This is a genomic window from Bacillus sp. ILBB4 (genome assembly GCF_035064545.1).
GTDB lineage: Bacteria > Bacillota > Bacilli > Bacillales > Bacillaceae_H > Priestia.
In genome coordinates this window covers 447,180-466,869 of record NZ_JAIQVD010000004.1, presented here as the reverse complement: position 1 = coordinate 466,869, position 19,690 = coordinate 447,180, and the positions used below count along the sequence as shown (strand labels likewise).

The following is a 19,690-nucleotide window of genomic DNA, read 5'->3' as shown; positions in this document are numbered from 1 at the left end:
AGCATCTCTAAAAAGAGGTGCTTCTTTTATTTTCGTTAGTAAATCAATTCGCCTTTGGTTCACCTGAATTTCGATACAAAAGGGTGATTGGCAACCCAAAAGCGCCAAGGGTAATCCTTCGCTTCACCAGAATTATCAATGCCAACGCGAGGTCCGGCGGAAATCTCTGAAGGAGTGAAGCCACGAGCAATATAAAGAGGAGGGCTGGTTAAATCATGACCGTACAAATCCATTGAAACCCCTAGTGCTTTTGTTAGTTTCCCAGGACCGTTTGTCCAATTTATTTCATTTTCCATCCCTCGACGTCTATTTTTCATCAAATTTCTTCCGCTAAATGGCTCAATAGCTCGAATGAGGACGCCTTCTGGACAATCGATGTCGCTGCTTACAACATTGAGTAAACAATGTGTATGCATTGTATGCGTATAGGCATGACCAGAAGGACCGAACATTACCTCCGTTCTTTTTGTGCGCCGGTTATTAAAGCTATGAGCTGCTCGGTCGAAAGGCCCTTTATAAGCCTCAGTTTCTACAATGAAACCAGATGCAGTTCCTTCCGCCGTTTCGTGAACAAGAAGACATCCTAACAGCGACTGAGCTAATTCAAGTGTAGGCTGTTGGTAAAATAAAAGAGGAAGTGGTTCAATCGCTAAAAGAGAACGCGTCATTTGCTGTAGCCCATCCTTTCAAAACAGAGTCATTCACGCTGTTATGCGCATCTTTTATTATGATGTTTTCTTTGTTATTTTGCAAAGGAAGGCACTGATTAATACAGTAATCTTTCTTACCCCACGTTCAAGTATTTATCATGATTCAACTTACTCTATGAAATTATTTTATTTGAAAGAATGGTTTCGTTTTGCACGTATAGGGGGAATATTTTACTACAATACTTCGCTTTTGCTGCTGGTATGATATACACAGTTCATCCATATTTTACATAATTTTAGTTTTAAAAAATAGTGATCCGTCTTTTCTTTATTTTCGTTCTACACGTGAAAGCAAAATAAAAAGATTGAATTGTAGAAAGTTCTTTATAAATGGAAATAAAGAAAAAATATCCTTCAAAGAGTATTTAAGGGATTTTAGAACATATTAAAAATAAAATTTATACACTGTGAGGAATAGCTATGAACATCCACTTTGATACATTAATGAACTTATCAATTAAACATATTTTTGGGCCTGCATCTCAAACGATCAACTATCTGACATATCACTCAAAGCAGGTTCACGACGGATCAGTATTTTTTAGTATAAAAGGTGAAAATGAAGATGGACATCAATATATTAAAGAAGCTATAACTAGAGGAGCCGTAGCAGTCTTTGGGACAAGCATTGAGGAGCTGCGTCTTTTGAGCACTCAGTATTCTCACTGTACGTTTTTAGCAGTTGACGACGTTCGCAAAGTAATGGCATCTTTTTCTAAAATGTATTTTGATTATACGGATGAAAAAATTGAGACAATTGGCGTTACAGGTACAAATGGTAAAACAACCGTAGCAGCTTACGTAAGGTCGCTTTTAACCCTTTTAAAATTGCCGACAGGATTGATTGGCACGACCGGCATTTGGTCATCAAAGAAGAAGTTAGTTTATAAAAAAAGTACGCCTACAACACCTGAATCGGTAGACTTGCATAAAATTTTTTATGATTTGTATACAAGAGGCGACGAAGCGGCAGTGATGGAAGTATCTTCAATTGCGATTGATCAGCAGCGAGTAGAAAATATTTATTTTGATGTAGCCATTCACACAAATCTTTCAGAAGAGCATCTAGAGTATCATAAAACGTTTGAACACTATAAAAAGTGCAAGATGAAATTATTTCAGCAGGCAAAACATGCCGTTATTAATATAGATGATCAGGACATGGGTAAAGACTTAAGCAGGCTATTTGAAGGAACTAAAGTCACGTATAGCTTATTAAATAATGCGGAGGCCACTCTGCAAGCAAAAAATATTACTGTCAAAGAAGGGGGCTCTTTCTTTGATTTACTGTATAAAGGACAGTCATACAAAGTAGCAGTGCCTGTATATGGCGATTACAACATTGCTAACGTGCTAGCGGCCATTGGTACAGCTCTTCACTTTGAATACCACATTGAGGATATTATTAGCGTGCTTCCTCAATTGGAAAGTCCAGAAGGGCGCTTTCAAGTGATAGAAGGTCCTAATAACCAAAAAGTGATTTTAGACTATGCCCATACGCCTGTTGCCCTTACGCGTTTAGTAGAAGAAGTAAAAAAGATGGAGTATAACCAGCTAATTGTCATGATTGCAGGGATTGGCATTCGAGATTTTAATAAAATGCCTAAAATGGCGCGTGTCATTGAAGGAAAAGCTGATGAAATTGTCGTAACTGTTGATCATCCAGGTCACCATGATCCGAACGTAATTGTAGATCAAGTAATGACGGGTTTTTCAAATCCAAGCGCAAGTAATATTCACCGTGCCCCTACTCGAACAGAAGGAGTATTAAAGTCGCTTTCTTTAGGAAAGCCGAATGATATTATTTTACTCACAAGCGGCTGTATTAACGGCGCTCAGCTTGTAAAAGGCAACGAAATTCCGCATTCAGATGAAGAAATTATTGCCTCTTATTATGCATCGTTAAGCAATATTTCCTAATACTCTTCTTCATTTATCGAACGAACGTGGAGAAATTGAAACAGCATACGAAAAAAGGTCTCTTACTATTTTTAGAGACCTTCTTTTTGCATCAAAACTATAGGCTGTTTTCTCGCTGTGTTTTTGGTTCTTCAATTTTCACATCATGTTCTTTAGCCAGCTTTTTAATAGCTGCATTGTAATCGCGTATGCCTTTTCGTGCCTCATCAAGCATAGCGTTTGCCTCAGCAATAAGGTTGCGGTCCTGCTTTTCTAAAGCGCTGACAATTTTAATGAAAGCATTATACTGGGTATTGGCAGCCTTTATATAGCCTTCATGAACCTTTCGAAGATCGTCGGTTTCTACATCGATGCTTTCTAGTTCGTCAACAAATTTACGATAGGTAGGAATGACTTCACTCGTCATTGTATCGTACATCACCGCGTCACTTGTGTAGTTAGCGCCTGTAACAGAATCGTATGAGTCAATCGCTTCTTTTTCAAGCTGAGCGGCTTTTTTTAAATCTTGGTTGTTATAGTCGATTAAATCATCTTGAACAGGATCACTAAAGCAGGCGGATAATAAAAACAAAAGAGGGACAAGACAAAATAAAACCTTCTTCAACGAATTTCACCTCCGTTTAACAATGTATGAAATATCTGCTTGGCAAAGTCGGTTTTAATAACTGGAGAAAAAGAAGGGAGTGTATAAAAGGATTTTTAAAGGTCGGCAGTGAATTTATTCATAAGTCGGTTTGTAGTTGACCACCCCTTAGTAGCAGGAAGGAAGAGAAAATGATTAAAATAAAAAGAGACCACTTAACGAACAATGAAGTTATTGAACTAGTAAGTTCTCACCTTCAAGGAATGAACTTACATTCACCCCCTGAAAGTATTCATGCTCTAAATATTGAAAGCTTAAAACACCGTGATATTACGTTTTGGAGCGTGTGGGAAGACAGCCAGCTAGCAGGATGCGGGGCTATAAAAGAGTTAGATGAGCACCACGGAGAAATTAAATCGATGCGAACAGCCGCGGCTCATTTGCGAAAAGGAATTGCTAGGAAGCTGCTGCAGTACATAATAAATGAAGCACAAAAACGAGGGTACCGACGCTTAAGCTTAGAAACAGGATCCGCGTCTGCTTTTGAACCGGCTAGAAAGCTGTACGCCAGTTTTGGATTTTACGAGTGCGAACCGTTTTCTACTTACAAAGAAGATCCATACAGTGTATTTATGACAAAGAAATTGAATGATTAAAAGAGGATGGGACAAAAGTATTTTAGTTGAAGGAAAATCCGAACGAGGAATCAAGATTCTTGATGAAGAATCCAACTCGTTCGGATTTGTCATGGTGATGGTGAACGTAGGTTTCATATATGTAGTTGCTTCAAGCGGTTGATTTAGTTATGTCTCCACCTATTTATTTTTTGTTTTGTCATAATTCATATAAAAAGGTATAAACTAGGTTTTTTCACTAGACAAAAAGGTTTTTCCTATGTAGTATAGGTGTCAGATAATACAAAACGAATGTTCAGTATAAATAATAAATGTGCGGGGCGGTGGAAATAGCTTGAATAAAAAAAAGCTTCAAAGTGAACAAACCAAAAGAAAAGTGGCAGATGCCGCTAAAGCATTGTTTTCTCAAAAAGGCTATAAAGCTACATCTATTGAGGAAATTGTAGAAGCTACGGGAAGCAGTAAAGGGAATATTTATTATCACTTTAAAAGTAAAGAAGGGCTTTTTCTCTATTTAATAGACGAATGGGATCTCGAGTGGGAACGAAACTGGAAAGAAAGAGAGTCTCTTTACAAAACAACAAGAGATAAGCTTTTTGGAATTGCGGAGCAAATCATTTTAGATGATTTGAATCATCCTCTTACGAAAGCCGCCGATGAGTTTTTTAACAACGAGGAAAAGGGCAGCGACATCGAAGAGCGAATTGATGAGATGGTGAAACGACACGTGGAGTTTAACCGGGAACTTTTGCAAAAAGGCATTGATGAAGGAGAGTTTTCTCCTAAAAATGCAGAACAGCTTGCAGTGATTTTAGAAGGGCTGTTTGTTGGAATGAGCCGCATGTCTCGAAAAATGAACACGGAAAATGCCCTGCAGCTTTATCATTCAGCAATCGATGTATTTTTAAACGGAATTATAGCAAGGTCTTCTTAAATAATCGGGGATGCTTATTGCGGTAATGAGTAATCCCTCATTATTTTGTATTTTTATAGACCGAACGTTCAGTATTTTTGTAATCAGGAGGTTTATATGTCATTATTGTTAAGAAATCGAGCGGCGATTTTGCTGCTCATGCTAAACATTTTTATTATTTTTACAGGAATCGGTCTCGTTATTCCAATTATGCCAACATATATGACGGAGCTTCATATCAACGGCAGCGTGATGGGGCTTTTAGTAGCGGTGTTTTCACTAACTCAATTTCTGTTTTCACCTTTAGCGGGCCGGTTATCAGATTCGTTAGGGAGAAAGAAAATTATTGTAGCGGGAATGATTGTTTTTGCCTTGTCTGAATGGTTCTTTGGTTCAGTGAGTACACCTCTTTTATTATTTGTATCGAGAATGTTAGGCGGGGTCGGGGCCGCGCTTATTATGCCTGCTGTTATGGCTTATACAGCGGACGTGACGTCTGCTAAAGAACGCGCTAAAGGAATGGGCTATGTGACGGCGGCGATTACAACAGGATTTATTATTGGGCCCGGTATTGGAGGCTTTTTAGCTGAATACGGCATGCGTGTACCATTTTATATGGCCGCAGTAGCAGGAGGCTTGGCTGCAGTGATTACGCTTTTTGTTTTGCCAGAGTCTCGTTCTGTACAAAATCATGCTGTTTCAAACAATGAGAATCCAAAAGAAGATCGGCTGCTACTGCAGCTTATGAATTCCTATAAAGAACCTTATTTTCTAAGTTTAATTATTGTTTTTGTGACATCGTTTGGATTATCCAATTATGAAACGATTTTTTCACTATTTGTTGATCATAAATTTAGCTTTACGCCAAAAGATATTGCGTTTGTTATTACGTTTGGCTCTATTGCGGGGGCTGTAGTGCAGGTTACGATTTTTGGCTGGATTTTAAATAAGTTTGGTGAAAAAAGAGTGATTTCGTTTTGCTTGATGATGACGGGACTTTTTATTTTACTTACGCTGTTTGTGCACACGTACTGGCTTATTATTGTTGTGACATTCATCGTCTTTTTAGCAACAGATATTTTACGTCCGGCAATCAGCACGCAAATGTCGATGATGGCACAAGACGACCAAGGGTATGTAGCCGGACTAAATTCTGCTTATACAAGTCTTGGGAATATTATTGGACCAGTTGTAGCAGGCTTTCTCTTTGATATAAACATTAATTATCCGTACGTATCAGCTGCACTTGTACTGCTGCTTTGTTTTCTTTTATCTTTAAGAGCAGGGAAGGACAGAAAAACAGCTGTGAGAAATCAAGCGGTTCAAGAGAAATAACCATAAGGGAAAAATGATAGAATTCTTAGGGAATAGAAGACCTCTAGTAGCTTACTGGAGGTCTTTTGATTATTCTTTTAGTAAAGGTGTAAGGTTTACAACGCCACTCAGCCTATAGAGAAGCTTTATTTTATCGGCAAAACAGTGAAATGGTTGCAAATAAAAAAGGTTAATAGTAAACTTTATACGTAACAAGAATAGTATGGGAGCTTGCGCGGGGCAGGCTGAGAGTACAGGGGCGCCTGTTGACCATTTGAACCTGTTGGATAATGCCAGCGCAGGGAATGTGAGTACATACCAAAGCACTTTGCGCATGCAAGGTGCTTTTTTGTCTTTTTTTTGCAGTGTTAAAACTAAATGAAAAGAGTGAGAGAATATGGATATTAGTAAAATTTCAGCTCAATTAGAAAAAGTAAGAGATACAAGTCCGCTTGTTCATAATATTACGAATGTTGTGGTAACCAATTTTACTGCAAATGGACTGCTTGCACTAGGAGCTTCACCTGTTATGGCTTATGCGAAGGAAGAAGTGGCTGACATGGCACGAATCGCCGGAGCGCTTGTTTTAAATATGGGTACACTGACGGCTCAAGAAGTAGAAGCGATGAGAATAGCAGGAAAATCAGCAAATGAAAATGGCGTGCCGGTTATTTTCGATCCTGTAGGAGCCGGAGCGACACCGTTTCGTACAGAAGTAGCACGTCAGCTTGTAGAAGAATTAAATATTGCCGTTATTCGTGGTAACGCTGCTGAAGTTGCGAATGTAGTAGGCGAGTCATGGCTCATTAAAGGCGTTGATTCATTAGAAGGGCAAGGAGACGTCATTGAACTTGCTGAGAAAGCAGCGAACAAATTAGATACAGTGATTGTTATCACGGGTAAACAAGATGTAATCACAGATGGAAACACAACGTATACAGTAGACAACGGTCACCCGTTATTTACGAAAGTGACGGGTACTGGGTGTCTGCTGACATCAATTATAGGAGCTTTCGCTGCTGTAGAAAAAGAATATGTCGAGGCAAGCGTTGCTGCTTTAAGTTTTTACGGAGTGGCAGGTCAAATCGCCGCAGCGAAAAAAGGTGAAGAAGGGCCGGGAAGCTTTCAAATTGAGCTGTTAAACCAGCTTCATCTTTTATCTGGGCAGGATATTGAATCATATGCAAGAGTACATCAACGTTAAAAGGAGCCGGAAAATGACAAACGAAGAAATCAAAAAGCTGCTGCAAGTTTATTTTATAATGGGCAGCAATAACTGTAAAAAAGATCCGAAAGAAGTGTTGAAAGAAGCAATTGAAGGCGGCGTTACCGTGTTTCAATTTCGTGAAAAAGGCGAAGGTGCCTTAACAGGAGAAGCGAAATATCAGCTGGCGAAGGAACTTCAGCAAATTTGTCAGCAGCACAGCGTTCCTTTTGTTGTGAATGATGATCTTGACTTAGCGATCCGCTTACAAGCAGATGGCGTTCATATTGGACAAGAAGATGAAAAAGCTCATATTGTTCGAGAGAAAATAGGAAAAGGGATTGTGGGCGTCTCTGTTCATAATGTACAAGAGCTGCAGCAAGCGATAAAAGACGGGGCGGATTATGTAGGAATGGGACCTGTTTTTCCTACTTCTACAAAAAAAGACGCAAAAGCAGTGCAAGGTACAAAATTAATTGAAGAAGTGCGAAACCAGAATATTGACTTTCCAATTGTAGGAATCGGTGGCATCACGCCTGAAAATGCCAAACAAGTAGTAGAAGCAGGTGCAGATGGCGTTTCTATTATTACCGCGATTAGCTTAGCAGCGTCTCCAAAAGAAAAAGCAGCTCAATTGAAAGAAGCGGTAGGAAAATAAAAAAAGCGCACACTGTGCGCTTTTTTTATTATAGCTGAACAGTTTGAGGAGTTTCTTCGCCTTCATTCATGAAGCGAATTTCGTTCGGCGTAATTTCAAGAACAACATACTCAGGGTCATTTGGACCGTCAAACCATTCTTTCATGTGATCGTTCCATATACGCCCTTTTAATTGATCACCAGTACGAAGAACAGCTGTACCAGATAATTCTAAGTATTGATCGCCATATCCTTCACCGCTGTAGCCCAATAGTACGTGCACGTTCGGATTGGCTTCGATTTCTTCTGCCTTATGTGTATTGATATTTGTTGGTGTGTAAAGAGCGATACCCTCTTCATCGCTAAAGAATGTCATATAGCGAGAATGGGGTTTGTTGTTTACAACTGTGGCTAATGTTCCTACACGATTTCCTTCTAATACTTCGTTTACTTTTTTAGCAATTTTTTGTTCATTCATTTTATCCATCTCCTTTATTACTTTTTATGTTCCTCAATCGAAGATAAATAAAACATACATGTCTAAAAAAAATATAAGTTAACAATAAAATAGTTATGTAAACTAATAAAATGAAAAATAAAAAAAGCTAGCTACAGCTAACTAAAAAATAAGCCCGCACTGCCGTAACCCTAAGTGTCTTAAATACCCAGATCTACTAGGTGGGTGCCCTCATAGCCGGGTTTAGCGTCCCAAGAAGGGCGTGCTATCTGCAGCTAAATTTTGAGCTCCCTTTTAACACTCAAAGGTTTAAGACAACATGAGTATACGCACAGCGCAGGTATGTATAACAAATGTAAATAAGATGCCGATATATAAATGTTTTCTAATTAATCAACTTTCATCGTACAAGAAATGATTATAACGGAATAATGAATGGAACGCAAGACTTTTATTTAAAGTTTTTCTTCTCTAACATCTTGGCCGGGAAGCAGTAACAAAATAAGAAAAGGGCCCGCAACTGGAATGAAACATAAAAGAAGGTAAGGCTGGGATGCAATCCTTTCTTTTGTCATAACGGAGTAAGAAAGCCACGTTAAAACAAAAAAATCAGCGGTCATCACGCTAAACAAGCTGTGACTGCATAAAAGCATCTCCATAAGCTTTTATTGAACCTACGGATAGTCCGTATGCGTAACCTGAAATCGTGAGCGCTAAGCACAGTCCAATCCATAGACGAGAAGAAATGATAGCAATGAAGCGTGAAGAAATACACGAACGTGTTCGAACTTTTTGTCCTTTCCAATGATAATAGAACAAAAGAGAAAAAGCTCCAAGCGCAAATGATAGAAGAGAAAATGGCCATCCAGGCAGTTTGTATGTATCTTTTTTACAGATCATTATCATAAACAATACTGGGAAAAGTCCTAAAAAAGAGAATACCATAACCACGAGCGGATCTACCTGTTGAAAATTTCCTGTGATAAGATTTTTAAACAGCAAATCATTAGCGGCGCTTGCTCCCGGAGCTAGCAGCAAGGCGTATAGTACAAGCATAGCCCATCCAATGATATACATATTCTCAACTCCTTTTACTTGTTTTAGTGTACAAAAACCATTTCAGTATATTTCCCCGTCTTGTGACGAAGGGAAACGCTTGAAACTCTTCTTTAATTAGGTGTAATATTACACTAAAGAAATGTACGTGTATAGAAAGAAAGGGCTGTGAAAATGAATAAACAAGAAGTAATTAAATCAGTATCAGATAAAATACGATTAATTCGTTTAGAAAGAAACTATTCACAAGACAGAATGGCTGAAGTCATTGGTATTTCCAAAAAAACATTGGTTCAAATTGAAAAAGGGCGCACGGAAGCAGGGTGGACGACCACTGTTGCAGTATGCGGTTTGTTTGGTGACAGTGAAATCCTTCAATCGGTTTTAGGAGATGTTCCTTTAGAAGTAGTAGAAATCATTGCTCATAACGGCGTATCTTCTCCAAAAGATAGAACGCTCGGAGGAAGAGTATGGTGGAAAGAAATTCAAAAAGAAGGCTCTTTTCGTCTGCAGCAAAATATGATTAGTCAGCACTATCGCATTTTAGATGACCAAGACTATCGATGGTTTAGTTCATTTGATAAAAGCGAAGCGGTAAAAAGGTTTGAAGAATTAACGAATGAATAAAAAAGAGGCCGGGACGTAACGAAATCACTGCATATATGAAACCTACGTTCACCCTATCCATAAAAAAATCCGAACGAATTTGATTCTCCATCAAGAGTCTTGATTCATCGTTCGGATTTTTCTTCCATTGCTATACTTTTGTCTCAGCCTCTACTGATTCATTAAGGTACCTGATGAGGGACGACTGAACCAATTCCATAGCTCTACATCTCCAAGTGACGCATATGTGATCGACGGATCATTTTTTAATTTCAGAAGCTTTTTTGTAGGCCCTGTAATCACAACGCCGTACACACCGACGCCATGTTTTTTTACATAAGAATATCGCTGCTTTAGCAATAGATCCGAATGGTCTAGCTGACGAACTTTTTGGACCGTTTCTTCATTATCAGCTAATAGTTTCATCATATTTAAAACGTTCGACTTGCTAGTAGAGTGGGTTTGATTTCCTTTGTGTTCGTAAGGTAAGTCTAGAAACTCTGGAAAGCCAAATGTTGATGTTAAGTCAATTAATGGCTCGTCTTTTGTACTTGTTTTTTGTTCGTGCCCTGTATTAAGCGCGTACCAAGAGGTAGAAAAATCACGGCTGTCGATGGCGTTCATTTTTTGCTGAACTTCTTTTAGCGAGTACGTATCATCAAAAGAAATAGCCACTTCGCTTACCGTTCCTTTTGGTAGATTTTCTAATGCTTTCCATGTTTCATTCGTCCATTCCTTATACTCTTTTGTATGTAGCTTTAGTTTTTTTGGATCAGGATAGACAAAAGAAAGGTTAAGATCGTATTTGCCGCCAGGAAATTCTTTTTCTACACCGCTTGTTTTATCAAACAGCTGATGAAATGTAAACGTCCCAATGGCCTGCTCTTCACGTCCAATTTGCTTATAAGCTTCCATTTGCGACTGCATGCGGAAAAAGGACTGTGTATCAGAAGTGGTTTCACGTATATGAATGTTCGGAAAAGCAGATTCGATAGCCGCTTGATTCACGCTGTTTATGTATTCGGTTTTTGATTGATGATAATATACAATAGATAAAAAGCTGCCGATTATCCATAGCAGAACGACAGAGCCAATGACAGTTGTCACATTTGAAAGGCGCTGCTTCCATTTGGCGATATAAATGGACTTTTTAACTTTTTTATTATCCAACATCGTATCGTCACTTAATGAAGTAGCTGATGCAGTTGGCGATAACGGTTCATCTTCGGTTAGCAAGTGCTCCAAATGAGCTGAGCATGCTTCACAATTTTCCGTATGTTCTTCAAGTGTTTCTGCTTCTTTGTCTGTCAAAGTGCCGTTTTTATATTTTTCCCATTGATGCTTCATATCTTGACAGCTCATCCGTCCTCTTCCTTTCTTTTTTTCAATTGTTGACGACCACGATACAAGTCCATTTTCACTTTTGACAGAGTAAAGCCAGTCATTTCTGCAATCTCTTCATATGTGAAGCCGTGATAATCTCGTAACAGTACAATATTCTGCTTAGCCGGAGGCAAAGCAGATACATCAGAAAGCCAGCCGTCGATTTCACTTTGAATCATCACTTGTTCTTCAGCACTTGGCTGAGGAGTAAAGTGCCATTCTTCTATTTCGACAGTAGGGCGTTTTTTTTCTTTTCGATACCAGTCAATAAAGGCGTGATAAGCAATTTTGAACAGCCAAGGCTTCACTTCCTCGCCTTTATATGTTTCTAAGTGTAAAAGTGCCCGGTAAAAGGTCTCCTGCATTAAATCTTCCGCTGATTCTTTTCTGCGAGTAAGAGAGAGGAGATAGCGCAGCAAATCATGCATGTGCTGTTTATAAATGTGTTCAAAGTTATGCTGTTGTGCCATTTTCTCCCCCTTTCATTTAATCAACGCAATTTGTGGATAAAAGTTTCGGTTTTTTTATTAAAAATCGTATGTAATAGATAAAAGATGCTTAAAATACGATATATAGCTTATCATAATAAAAAGAAAACCATATGAAATTCGACATAATTCCGTGTAATTTGTCATTTTTTTAAAAAACTAAAGGGTAATTGGTGTTCGAAGGAAACAGAAAATGTTATGATAGAACAAGGATGTGCTCTTACAAAAAACAGCTACATACATAATAAAAAATACAGCGTTTGTTTGCAAAATAAAAATGGACAAACACATGTTGTTTAACCATGGATGTTTGTGGGAAAATGAACTAAGTATTTTCAACAAAAAGTAAATTAAATTGTGTTTTCACTTATAAAAAACACGGTAAATTGGAAAAGGTGGGGTCATGATGGACGTAGAAAATACACAAGGTACAGAAGAACAAGCACCTAAAGTCAAAGCAGCTAAAGTTGGCGATACGATTCAGCCAAAAAAAGGCGACTATAAAGGATTTAAAGGAATTGTTATGGTAGTGCGAGACAATTCGGTTATCGTAGATTTTGGGAAAGATGCTGAAACGGGCGAATCCATGAAAACAGTTGTTAATCATAAAAACTATAAAATCGTAAAAAAGTAGGTGAATAACCTACTTTTTTTTACTGAATATATGTTTAAAGGCTGCGATTTTTCTATCGGAAACCTTAGAAAAAAGCGTAGGTAAAGCAATTCTTTGAGATGAACAATGTTTTTTAGTAAACTATAGAAAGTATGCAGAAAGAAAGGATTTTTGTTATGTCAATTCAACTATCACAATTATCATTACCGCAAGAGGTTCTTTCGCTTTTAGCGAATCGTAAATATGAAAATTTGTCCGATGCTGATCAGCTATTAATTGGAAAAGGCGGCTATACAGCAGAAGAAGCAGATATTTTAGAAGATGCCATTATTGCCTTGTCACTAGGGAAAAATGTACTTTTAAAGGGGCCAACAGGTTCAGGTAAAACAAAGCTTGCTGAAACGCTGTCGCATTTATTTTCTCAGCCGATGCATAGCGTTAACTGCTCGGTTGATTTAGATGCAGAAGCGCTGCTTGGTTTTAAAACAATTGCTGAACAAGAAGGGAAAACAGGTATTGAGTTTGTGGAAGGACCTGTTATTCAGGCAATGAAAAAAGGCCATTTATTATATATTGATGAAATTAACATGGCCAAACCTGAAACGCTTCCTATTTTAAACGGGGTTCTTGATTACCGAAAAATGATTACGAACCCATTCACTGGAGAAGTAGTACGCGGTCAGCAAACGTTCGGCGTAGTAGCGGCTATTAACGAAGGGTATGTTGGGACTGTTCCATTAAACGAAGCGTTAAAAAATCGTTTTGTTGTTATTGAAGTGCCATATATTCAAGGAGGCAGCTTAAAGCAAGTTCTGATGTCTCAGTCTCAGTTAAAAGACGAAAAATTAATTGATAAATTTGTCACGCTCTCTGCGGATTTAATTACTCAAGTTCAAAGCGGCCATGTATCAGAAGAAGCTGCGTCTATTCGTGCGCTTATCGATACGTGTGATTTAGCTCTTTATATGCCGCCTCTTCGCGCGATTAAACGCGGTATTATTGAAAAGCTAGAAGATGAAAGGGAAAAAGCCGCCATTCAAAATATTGCTGAAACATTATTTGAGTAAGGAGTGGCGCTATGCGATTTATTAAATTTAACGACAAAAATGTAGATTCTTTTCTCTATATGGAGCTGGCGGATTTAACGAAAACATTAACAAAAAATGATGAAATTGAAGTAGAGTATCGCGTTTCTTCTTATTATGATCCTGTACACGGCATTATTTATCTCAGTCACTTTTGGGATAACCGCCCAGAAGAAGACAAAGTGTATGGCTTAAAAAGTGATGTGTTTTTAAGAAGTATTGGAAGCTATAGGCATTCAAACTTCAAAGAAATTAATGCATATTTAAAGAAAATAAATAAAACCTCGGTACCTAGCTTAGCTAAGCAGCTGTTTATGCTGTTTGAAGATATTCGTTTAGAAGAAGTTTGCAAACGCGAACGTCCTGGAACGAAAAAAGCCTTCGCCGTCAGAAGACAGCTCTATAGAAAATATTTTGCTACACAAATGAGCGCAAATTTAACAAAAAGCGTGTACACGGATGCACTTTTTAACGGCATCTACTTGCTATTGACGGCTGAAAATCCGTTTGAAGAAATTCCTTCAATGAGTGAATCGATTAACTTAGCGATGCCTTTTATTCGCAGACAGCTAACAAATGTATATGAAGCTAAAACAACAAAAGATGTATCGCGCATCTGCCTTGAACTCGTAGATGTTTTTGATGATATTATCGAAAAAGATATGCTTAATACTTATTTCTTCTTGGCTGAACTACAGTATGATCAGTTAGAAGAAGGGTTAACATTTGAAGATTTAAAACGCAAAGATTCATTAGTGAACGATGATATTTTAGAGCATGAAAAAGACGGAGATGAAGACATTCACGAAGAGAAAATGGAAATGTGGCATCGAGAGACAAGCGAAGCGACGCAAAGTTTTCTACAGTTTGATATGGATCAAGGCTCAAAAACAGACATGCTAGGCGATGGTGTTCGTGAAGGCGACGATGGAGATCAAGCAATGGGCATGGTGCAAGGGTCTTCTCAAAAGACATCGCGCAACGATTATTCTCAAATGGAAGCCATGGAGCAAACGCATCCGGAAAAAGACGGAGAAGCGGATTATGAGTATGGGAAAGAAAATAAGCATGCCTATGCCGTTTTTGTAGATTCTAAACTTCCGAACGATGATCACGTTGTTCAGTATGACGAGAATAAAAAAATCATTGCATCGTATCAAAAGAAATTAAAGCAAATGATTGAAAAAACGCTTGAACACAAAAAAACGCTGCCTAGAAGCGAGCTGCACTTTGGCCGATTAAATAAAAAGCTTCTAAAACTATGGACAGATGACAATCCTCGTCTATTTTATAAAAAAGACGAAGATTCTGCGCAAATTGATGCCGTCTTTTCTCTTTTAGTTGACTGTTCTGCGTCGATGTACGATAAAATGGATGAAACGAAGCTTGGAATTACGCTATTTCATGAAGCGCTAAAATCCGTTATGGTGCCTCATCAAATTGTAGGGTTTTGGGAAGATACAAATGATGCCACCGAAACGAGCCAGCCTAACTACCTGCAGACGGTTATGGACTTTCAAGCATCGTTAAAGCGTAAAAGCGGTCCTGAAATTATGCAGCTTGAGCCCGAGGAAGACAACCGTGATGGATTTGCCATTCGCCATATGACACGCCGCTTGCTTCAGCGTTCTGAACAGCAGAAGTTTTTACTTGTGTTTTCAGACGGTGAACCAGCCGCTATGGGATATGAACAAAATGGTATTGTAGATACGCACGAAGCGGTATTAGAAGCACGCAAGCACGGAATTGAAGTCATCAACGTCTTTTTATCCAACGGGGAAATTGATGAAGGACAAAAGAAAACCATTCAAAATATGTACGGGAAATATAGTATTCTAGTACCAAACATCGAAGAACTTCCCGATGTGTTATTTCCTTTACTGAAGAAATTACTTCATAAAAGCATTTAAAAAAGTCGAAGCATATTGCTTCGACTTTTTTTGCTATTGACCGTTAAAGAGGAGCGAGGTAAGTTAAATATATATGAAAAAGAGAGAAGGAATGGTAAGTGGAAGGAGTTCAAACGTCATCTAGAAGAGCATGGGGGCTGCTGCTTGTAATCATTGGTGCCACAATGTGGGGAATATCTGGCACGGTGGCTCAATATTTATTTCAGCATAAAAGTTTTAACGCAGAGTGGCTGGTCGTCGTTCGTATGTTAGTATCCGGATTGCTGCTTTTGGCAATAGCCTCTAAGCAGCGCAATATTTTTGCAATTTGGAAAACAAAAGAAGAGAGGACTTCGCTGCTTTTGTTTGGTGTAATCGGTATGCTCGGCGTGCAGTATACATATTTTGCAGCTATTGAAGGAGGAAACGCTGCTACAGCTACAGTGCTTCAATATACGTCGCCAATATTTATTATTGGCTATTTAGCCGTGCAAGCAAGAAAATGGCCGGTGAAAGTAGAAATGATTTCTGTTGCGCTCGTCATAACGGGAACATTTTTTCTTGCAACAAGCGGAAATTTTAACGAGCTGTCTATTACAGGATGGGCGTTGTTTTGGGGGATTGGGGCAGCTGTGACGTCTGCTTTTTATACGCTTCAGCCTAAACGTCTTCTGACGAAATGGAGCTCAATTGAAGTAGTAGGCTGGGGAATGGTGATAGGCGGAGTAAGTTTTTCATTTATTCACCCGCCGTGGCATATAGCCGGTGAGTGGTCGCTATTGTCGCTGTGTGCGGTGTTATTTGTAATCATCTTCGGAACGCTTATTGCATTTTATTGCTATTTGGAAAGTTTGAAGCATATTAGCGCTTCTGAAGCCATTGTTCTTGCTTCAGCAGAGCCTTTATCAGCAGCGGCACTCTCTGTTCTATGGCTTCATGTGACGTTTGGGTGGACGGAGTGGTTAGGTACGATTCTTATTATCGCTACGGTATTTTTACTTTCTCAGCGAAAGCCAGAGGTAACATCATAAGTAAAAAGGACTTTCAAATGAAAGCCCTTTTTATTTTTATAGAGGTTTTAGCGTAAACGTGTTTGTATACGAGCGGTTAGCATATAGTGTGTAATCAGGATGTGTTTTAGCTCCCCAGCTGTCGTCTCCGCCAACGCCCATTTGCTTGTAGTTAACCCGTACGGTTACTGAATCGCTTGACGGCAATTTGTAAAAATGATCGTAAGCCTCCAGTTCAAAAGGTGAGTAAGGTAAAGCATTCAGCTCGACTGTTGGCAAACCTTTTAGTAAAAAACCGCGTCCTTGATCGTTTGTAATAGTTGCCCATCGAACGTCCGTTTTATTTCCGCATTCTTGAGGGCGTAAATACGGTGTGACTTGCTCTTTTACACTGCCTTTATGAAGGGCAAGCTTAGCACCAGTTTTACGGTCCCAATAATTTTCATGAGGGCCTCTTCCGTACCACGTTAAAGAATCAAAAGTCGCATTCATCGTAAACAGCATGCCGATTTCAGGAATTTCAGGCATTGTCTCAGAAGATGCTAAGGATTGTTCAATTTTCATTTCACCATCGTTATATAGCGTATACGTTACATAGCAAGAAGCAAGGGAGTTATCTAAAGCTAGTTCAACCGAAATGATAACAAAGTTAATTTGCGGCTGAACGGTTACTTTTTTCACGTGCTGTTCTAAGCTTGCTTGACGCCACGGTTGACATCTTTCATGCAGTTTATTTCCTAGGTCATTATCGGTTACTGCGCGCCAAAAATTCGGACGGAAACCTGATGCAAGCAGCTCGGTGCGCTCATAGTTGTAAGAAATAAACTGTCCTTTTCGCTTATCAAAAATAGCCGTGAAGTTAGTTCCAGTAACCGTAAGCGTTTGTTCATTTTGGTCAACAGTTAAAGAAGGATGAGCAGCTTTTACTGAAGGTACAGCGGTTTTAGCAGGCAGTACAAACTGTTCGTACGCCACTTCATATCCAGCTGAAGCCCAAGCTGTATCTTTGGACAATTTGAGAGAAAGAGTTAAAACAAATTCATCAGTTTCATTTTCTTGCTCATAAAGAGGATAAGAAAGCGTCAGTTCTTCTGGACTATCAGGATCTACATTTAAAAGAGACGCATGTTTTTCAACGAGTTCACCGTTTTTTTCAACAGTCCAAACAAAATCATAGACGTTCAAGTTTGTAAACAGGTGTTTGTTTTGAACGGTAAATTTTCCTTTTGCAGCGTCGACTGCTGTCCACTTTACGGGCTGATAGCATTTTTTTACTTCTGCAATTTTTGGGCTAGCTGTCCCATCAGCAAAGATTAAGCCGTTTCCGCAGAAGTTGCCATCGTTTGGCGCATCACCAAAATCTCCGCCGTAAGCTAAGTAAGAAGTACCGTCTTCAGCGGTTGTTTGAAGAGCTTGATCTTTCCAATCCCATATAAAACCGCCTTGCAAGATTGGATATTGATCAAACAGCTCCCAGTATTTGTACAGATTTCCGCAAGAATTACCCATTGCATGGCTGTATTCGCACAAAATGTAAGGTTTTTTCGGATTCATTAGTGCATAGCGCTCTACATCTGCTGGCTTAACGTACATCGTACTTTCTATATCTGAAGCATCATAGTCCCGATGATGGAAGATTCCTTCGTAATGAACAAGTCTCGTGGAATCTTTTTCTTTAAAAAAGGTATACATATGCTGAAAGTTTTCTCCGCCAAATGATTCGTTTCCAAGCGACCAAATAATGATAGAAGGGTGGTTTTTGTCACGTTCGTACATGGAACGACAGCGATCTAATACGTTTTCTTTCCATTCTGGCTTGCTTCCTGGAACGGCTTTTTGTTCACCTTCTTGTAAATAAGTCCACGTTCCGTGCGTTTCTAAATTGGTTTCATCAATAACGTACAGTCCGTATTCATTACATAGTTCATACCATACTGAATCGTTAGGATAATGGGATGTACGCACCGCGTTAATATTATGCTGTTTCATCAGCAAAATGTCGTGAAGCATATCTTCGCGCGTAATGCCTGCCCGGCCTTTTACTGAATCAAATTCGTGGCGATTCACTCCTCGAAGTACAATACGCTTGCCGTTGATTGTCATAAGACCGTTCTTTAGTTCAAATGTACGGAAGCCGACTTTACAGCTTTCTGTTTCAATAATAGAACCAGCAGAATTCTTTAAGCTGAGTACAAGCGTATACAAATTAGGACTTTCTGCGCTCCATTTTTCAGGGCTTTTAATGTGTGTACGCAAGGAGACTGTACGTTGATCGCTCACACTTAAATTTGTTTGCAGCGGAGCTTGTAGTACCTCTTGGCCATTCGTGTCATACAGCATGACTTCAAATGTTAGATCTTGAGTATCTTGCTCAAAGTAATTTAAAATATCAGCTGAAACGATAAGTTCACCATCTTGGTAGTTGGTATCAAGCGACGAACGAACGCTAAAGTCATAGATGTGGACCGGCGGAGTAGAATAGAGATACACATCTCGGAAGATGCCGCTCATTCGCCAAAAATCTTGGTCTTCAAGCCAGCTTGCATCACTCCAGCGATATACTTCTACTGCTATCGTATTTTCACCGTCGTGAAGGTAAGAAGTTATATCAAATTCAGCTGGAGTAAAGCTGTCTTCGCTGTATCCAACAAACTCACCGTTAACCCATACGTAAAAAGCAGATTCAACGCCTTGGAAGCTGACGTACACGGGCTGATCTTTCCATTCTGATTTAGGTGTGAAAGTACGGACGTACTGACCGACAGGGTTATATTTAGTCGGTGCAAAAGGAGGTTCGAGCTCTTCACTTTCAACCCAAGGGTATGTCACGTTTGTATATTGAGGATAGTCATATCCTTGCAGCTGCCAATGTGAAGGAACTGAAATAGAGTCCCATTTCTCATATGAAAACTCAGGTGCGAAAAAGTTTTTGACGCGGCCATCTGCATTTTCAGCAAAATGAAAATACCAGCTGCCATTTAAGCTTTGATAGTAAACAGAAGATTTTCTATCATTTTTTAAGGCCTCTTCGACCGTTTGATAAGGCATAAGTAAAGCGTGTGCTTTTGAACGGTTCAATTGAAAAATTTCAGGGTTGTTATTCCATTCAGGGTATCCGTTTGCAGGGGCTGTATAATGAAATTTCTTGCCGGTTTTTAACACGTCGATCCCTCATTTCTAAAGTACT

At 39.1% G+C, this 19,690-nt stretch carries 19 protein-coding genes, 1 other RNA gene and 1 riboswitch; of the genes, 12 read left to right on the top strand and 8 right to left on the bottom strand.

Annotated elements, in window-relative coordinates; all coding sequences use genetic code 11:
• Positions 1 to 59: 59 nt before the first annotated feature.
• The gene (locus LAV82_RS19495; protein WP_211078753.1) at positions 60 to 668 is read right to left on the bottom strand and encodes a DNA-3-methyladenine glycosylase; all 609 of its coding nucleotides are present in this window, start codon (positions 666 to 668) and stop codon (positions 60 to 62) included.
• A 462-nt stretch (positions 669 to 1,130) separates the two neighbouring features.
• On the opposite strand from LAV82_RS19495, the gene LAV82_RS19490 reads away from it, so the two are divergent.
• Positions 1,131 to 2,630 (top strand): UDP-N-acetylmuramoyl-L-alanyl-D-glutamate--2,6-diaminopimelate ligase, encoded by a 1,500-nt coding sequence (locus LAV82_RS19490; protein ID WP_499716751.1) that lies wholly within the window; start codon positions 1,131 to 1,133, stop codon positions 2,628 to 2,630.
• Between the two features lie 97 nt (positions 2,631 to 2,727).
• On the opposite strand, the gene LAV82_RS19485 is transcribed toward LAV82_RS19490, so the two are convergent.
• A complete protein-coding gene (locus LAV82_RS19485) occupies positions 2,728 to 3,234 on the bottom strand; it encodes a hypothetical protein (RefSeq protein ID WP_499716750.1) in 507 nt (168 codons plus the stop codon).
• Positions 3,235 to 3,404: 170 nt separating this feature from the next.
• On the opposite strand from LAV82_RS19485, the gene LAV82_RS19480 reads away from it, so the two are divergent.
• The 6 genes from LAV82_RS19480 (at position 3,405) to thiE (ending at position 7,937) form a co-directional block, all read left to right on the top strand.
• Positions 3,405 to 3,869, top strand: coding sequence for a GNAT family N-acetyltransferase (locus LAV82_RS19480; protein WP_013082980.1), 465 nt, complete (start codon positions 3,405 to 3,407; stop codon positions 3,867 to 3,869).
• Positions 3,862 to 4,011, top strand: coding sequence for a hypothetical protein (locus LAV82_RS19475; protein WP_016763951.1), 150 nt, complete (start codon positions 3,862 to 3,864; stop codon positions 4,009 to 4,011). The genes LAV82_RS19480 and LAV82_RS19475 overlap by 8 nt, the downstream gene beginning before the upstream one ends.
• A gap of 171 nt (positions 4,012 to 4,182) precedes the next feature.
• On the top strand, positions 4,183 to 4,782 hold the full coding sequence (locus tag LAV82_RS19470; protein WP_034652522.1) for a TetR/AcrR family transcriptional regulator: 600 nt from the start codon (positions 4,183 to 4,185) through the stop codon (positions 4,780 to 4,782).
• A 96-nt stretch (positions 4,783 to 4,878) separates the two neighbouring features.
• Positions 4,879 to 6,096 (top strand): MFS transporter, encoded by a 1,218-nt coding sequence (locus LAV82_RS19465; protein WP_211078749.1) that lies wholly within the window; start codon positions 4,879 to 4,881, stop codon positions 6,094 to 6,096.
• 192 nt (positions 6,097 to 6,288) lie between these two features.
• Positions 6,289 to 6,397, top strand: a riboswitch (TPP riboswitch).
• Between the two features lie 75 nt (positions 6,398 to 6,472).
• Positions 6,473 to 7,279 (top strand): hydroxyethylthiazole kinase, encoded by an 807-nt coding sequence (gene thiM / locus LAV82_RS19460; RefSeq protein WP_013082983.1) that lies wholly within the window; start codon positions 6,473 to 6,475, stop codon positions 7,277 to 7,279.
• Between the two features lie 13 nt (positions 7,280 to 7,292).
• Positions 7,293 to 7,937, top strand: coding sequence for a thiamine phosphate synthase (gene thiE / locus LAV82_RS19455; protein ID WP_013056863.1), 645 nt, complete (start codon positions 7,293 to 7,295; stop codon positions 7,935 to 7,937).
• A 28-nt stretch (positions 7,938 to 7,965) separates the two neighbouring features.
• Here thiE and LAV82_RS19450 read toward each other — a convergent pair whose 3' ends face one another.
• The 3 genes from LAV82_RS19450 to LAV82_RS19440 all read right to left on the bottom strand — a co-directional run bounded on the left by LAV82_RS19450 (position 7,966) and on the right by LAV82_RS19440 (position 9,450).
• The gene (locus LAV82_RS19450; protein WP_013056864.1) at positions 7,966 to 8,394 is read right to left on the bottom strand and encodes a pyridoxamine 5'-phosphate oxidase family protein; all 429 of its coding nucleotides are present in this window, start codon (positions 8,392 to 8,394) and stop codon (positions 7,966 to 7,968) included.
• Positions 8,395 to 8,541: 147 nt separating this feature from the next.
• Positions 8,542 to 8,719, bottom strand: a non-coding RNA gene (gene ssrS, locus LAV82_RS19445) — 6S RNA.
• Positions 8,720 to 8,997: 278 nt separating this feature from the next.
• Complete coding sequence (locus LAV82_RS19440) at positions 8,998 to 9,450, bottom strand: hypothetical protein (RefSeq protein WP_499716749.1); 453 nt, start codon at positions 9,448 to 9,450, stop codon at positions 8,998 to 9,000.
• A 153-nt stretch (positions 9,451 to 9,603) separates the two neighbouring features.
• On the opposite strand from LAV82_RS19440, the gene LAV82_RS19435 reads away from it, so the two are divergent.
• The gene (locus LAV82_RS19435) at positions 9,604 to 10,056 is read left to right on the top strand and encodes a helix-turn-helix transcriptional regulator (protein ID WP_499716748.1); all 453 of its coding nucleotides are present in this window, start codon (positions 9,604 to 9,606) and stop codon (positions 10,054 to 10,056) included.
• Positions 10,057 to 10,206: 150 nt separating this feature from the next.
• Here LAV82_RS19435 and LAV82_RS19430 read toward each other — a convergent pair whose 3' ends face one another.
• Together LAV82_RS19430 and LAV82_RS19425 are read right to left on the bottom strand one after the other, a co-directional pair.
• Positions 10,207 to 11,397: an anti-sigma factor gene (locus tag LAV82_RS19430; RefSeq protein WP_499716747.1), complete on the bottom strand. Its 1,191-nt coding sequence runs from the start codon at positions 11,395 to 11,397 to the stop codon at positions 10,207 to 10,209.
• A complete protein-coding gene (locus tag LAV82_RS19425) occupies positions 11,394 to 11,888 on the bottom strand; it encodes an RNA polymerase sigma factor (protein ID WP_013056868.1) in 495 nt (164 codons plus the stop codon). The genes LAV82_RS19430 and LAV82_RS19425 overlap by 4 nt, the downstream gene beginning before the upstream one ends.
• Positions 11,889 to 12,309: 421 nt before the next feature.
• On the opposite strand from LAV82_RS19425, the gene LAV82_RS19420 reads away from it, so the two are divergent.
• From LAV82_RS19420 to LAV82_RS19405, 4 genes are all read left to right on the top strand, one after another.
• Positions 12,310 to 12,540 carry a YkvS family protein gene (locus tag LAV82_RS19420; RefSeq protein ID WP_013056869.1) on the top strand — a complete coding sequence of 77 codons (231 nt, stop codon included), beginning with the start codon at positions 12,310 to 12,312 and terminating at the stop codon, positions 12,538 to 12,540.
• Between the two features lie 131 nt (positions 12,541 to 12,671).
• Positions 12,672 to 13,586, top strand: a complete 915-nt coding sequence (locus LAV82_RS19415) for an ATP-binding protein (RefSeq protein ID WP_211078746.1) — start codon at positions 12,672 to 12,674, stop codon at positions 13,584 to 13,586.
• Between the two features lie 11 nt (positions 13,587 to 13,597).
• Entirely contained in the window at positions 13,598 to 15,514 is a 1,917-nt protein-coding gene (locus tag LAV82_RS19410) for a vWA domain-containing protein (RefSeq protein WP_211078745.1), read from the top strand.
• Between the two features lie 98 nt (positions 15,515 to 15,612).
• Positions 15,613 to 16,524, top strand: coding sequence for an EamA family transporter (locus LAV82_RS19405; protein WP_499716746.1), 912 nt, complete (start codon positions 15,613 to 15,615; stop codon positions 16,522 to 16,524).
• Positions 16,525 to 16,560: 36 nt separating this feature from the next.
• On the opposite strand, the gene lacZ is transcribed toward LAV82_RS19405, so the two are convergent.
• Entirely contained in the window at positions 16,561 to 19,665 is a 3,105-nt protein-coding gene (gene lacZ, locus LAV82_RS19400; protein WP_499716745.1) for a beta-galactosidase, LacZ type, read from the bottom strand.
• Positions 19,666 to 19,690 lie beyond the last annotated feature (25 nt).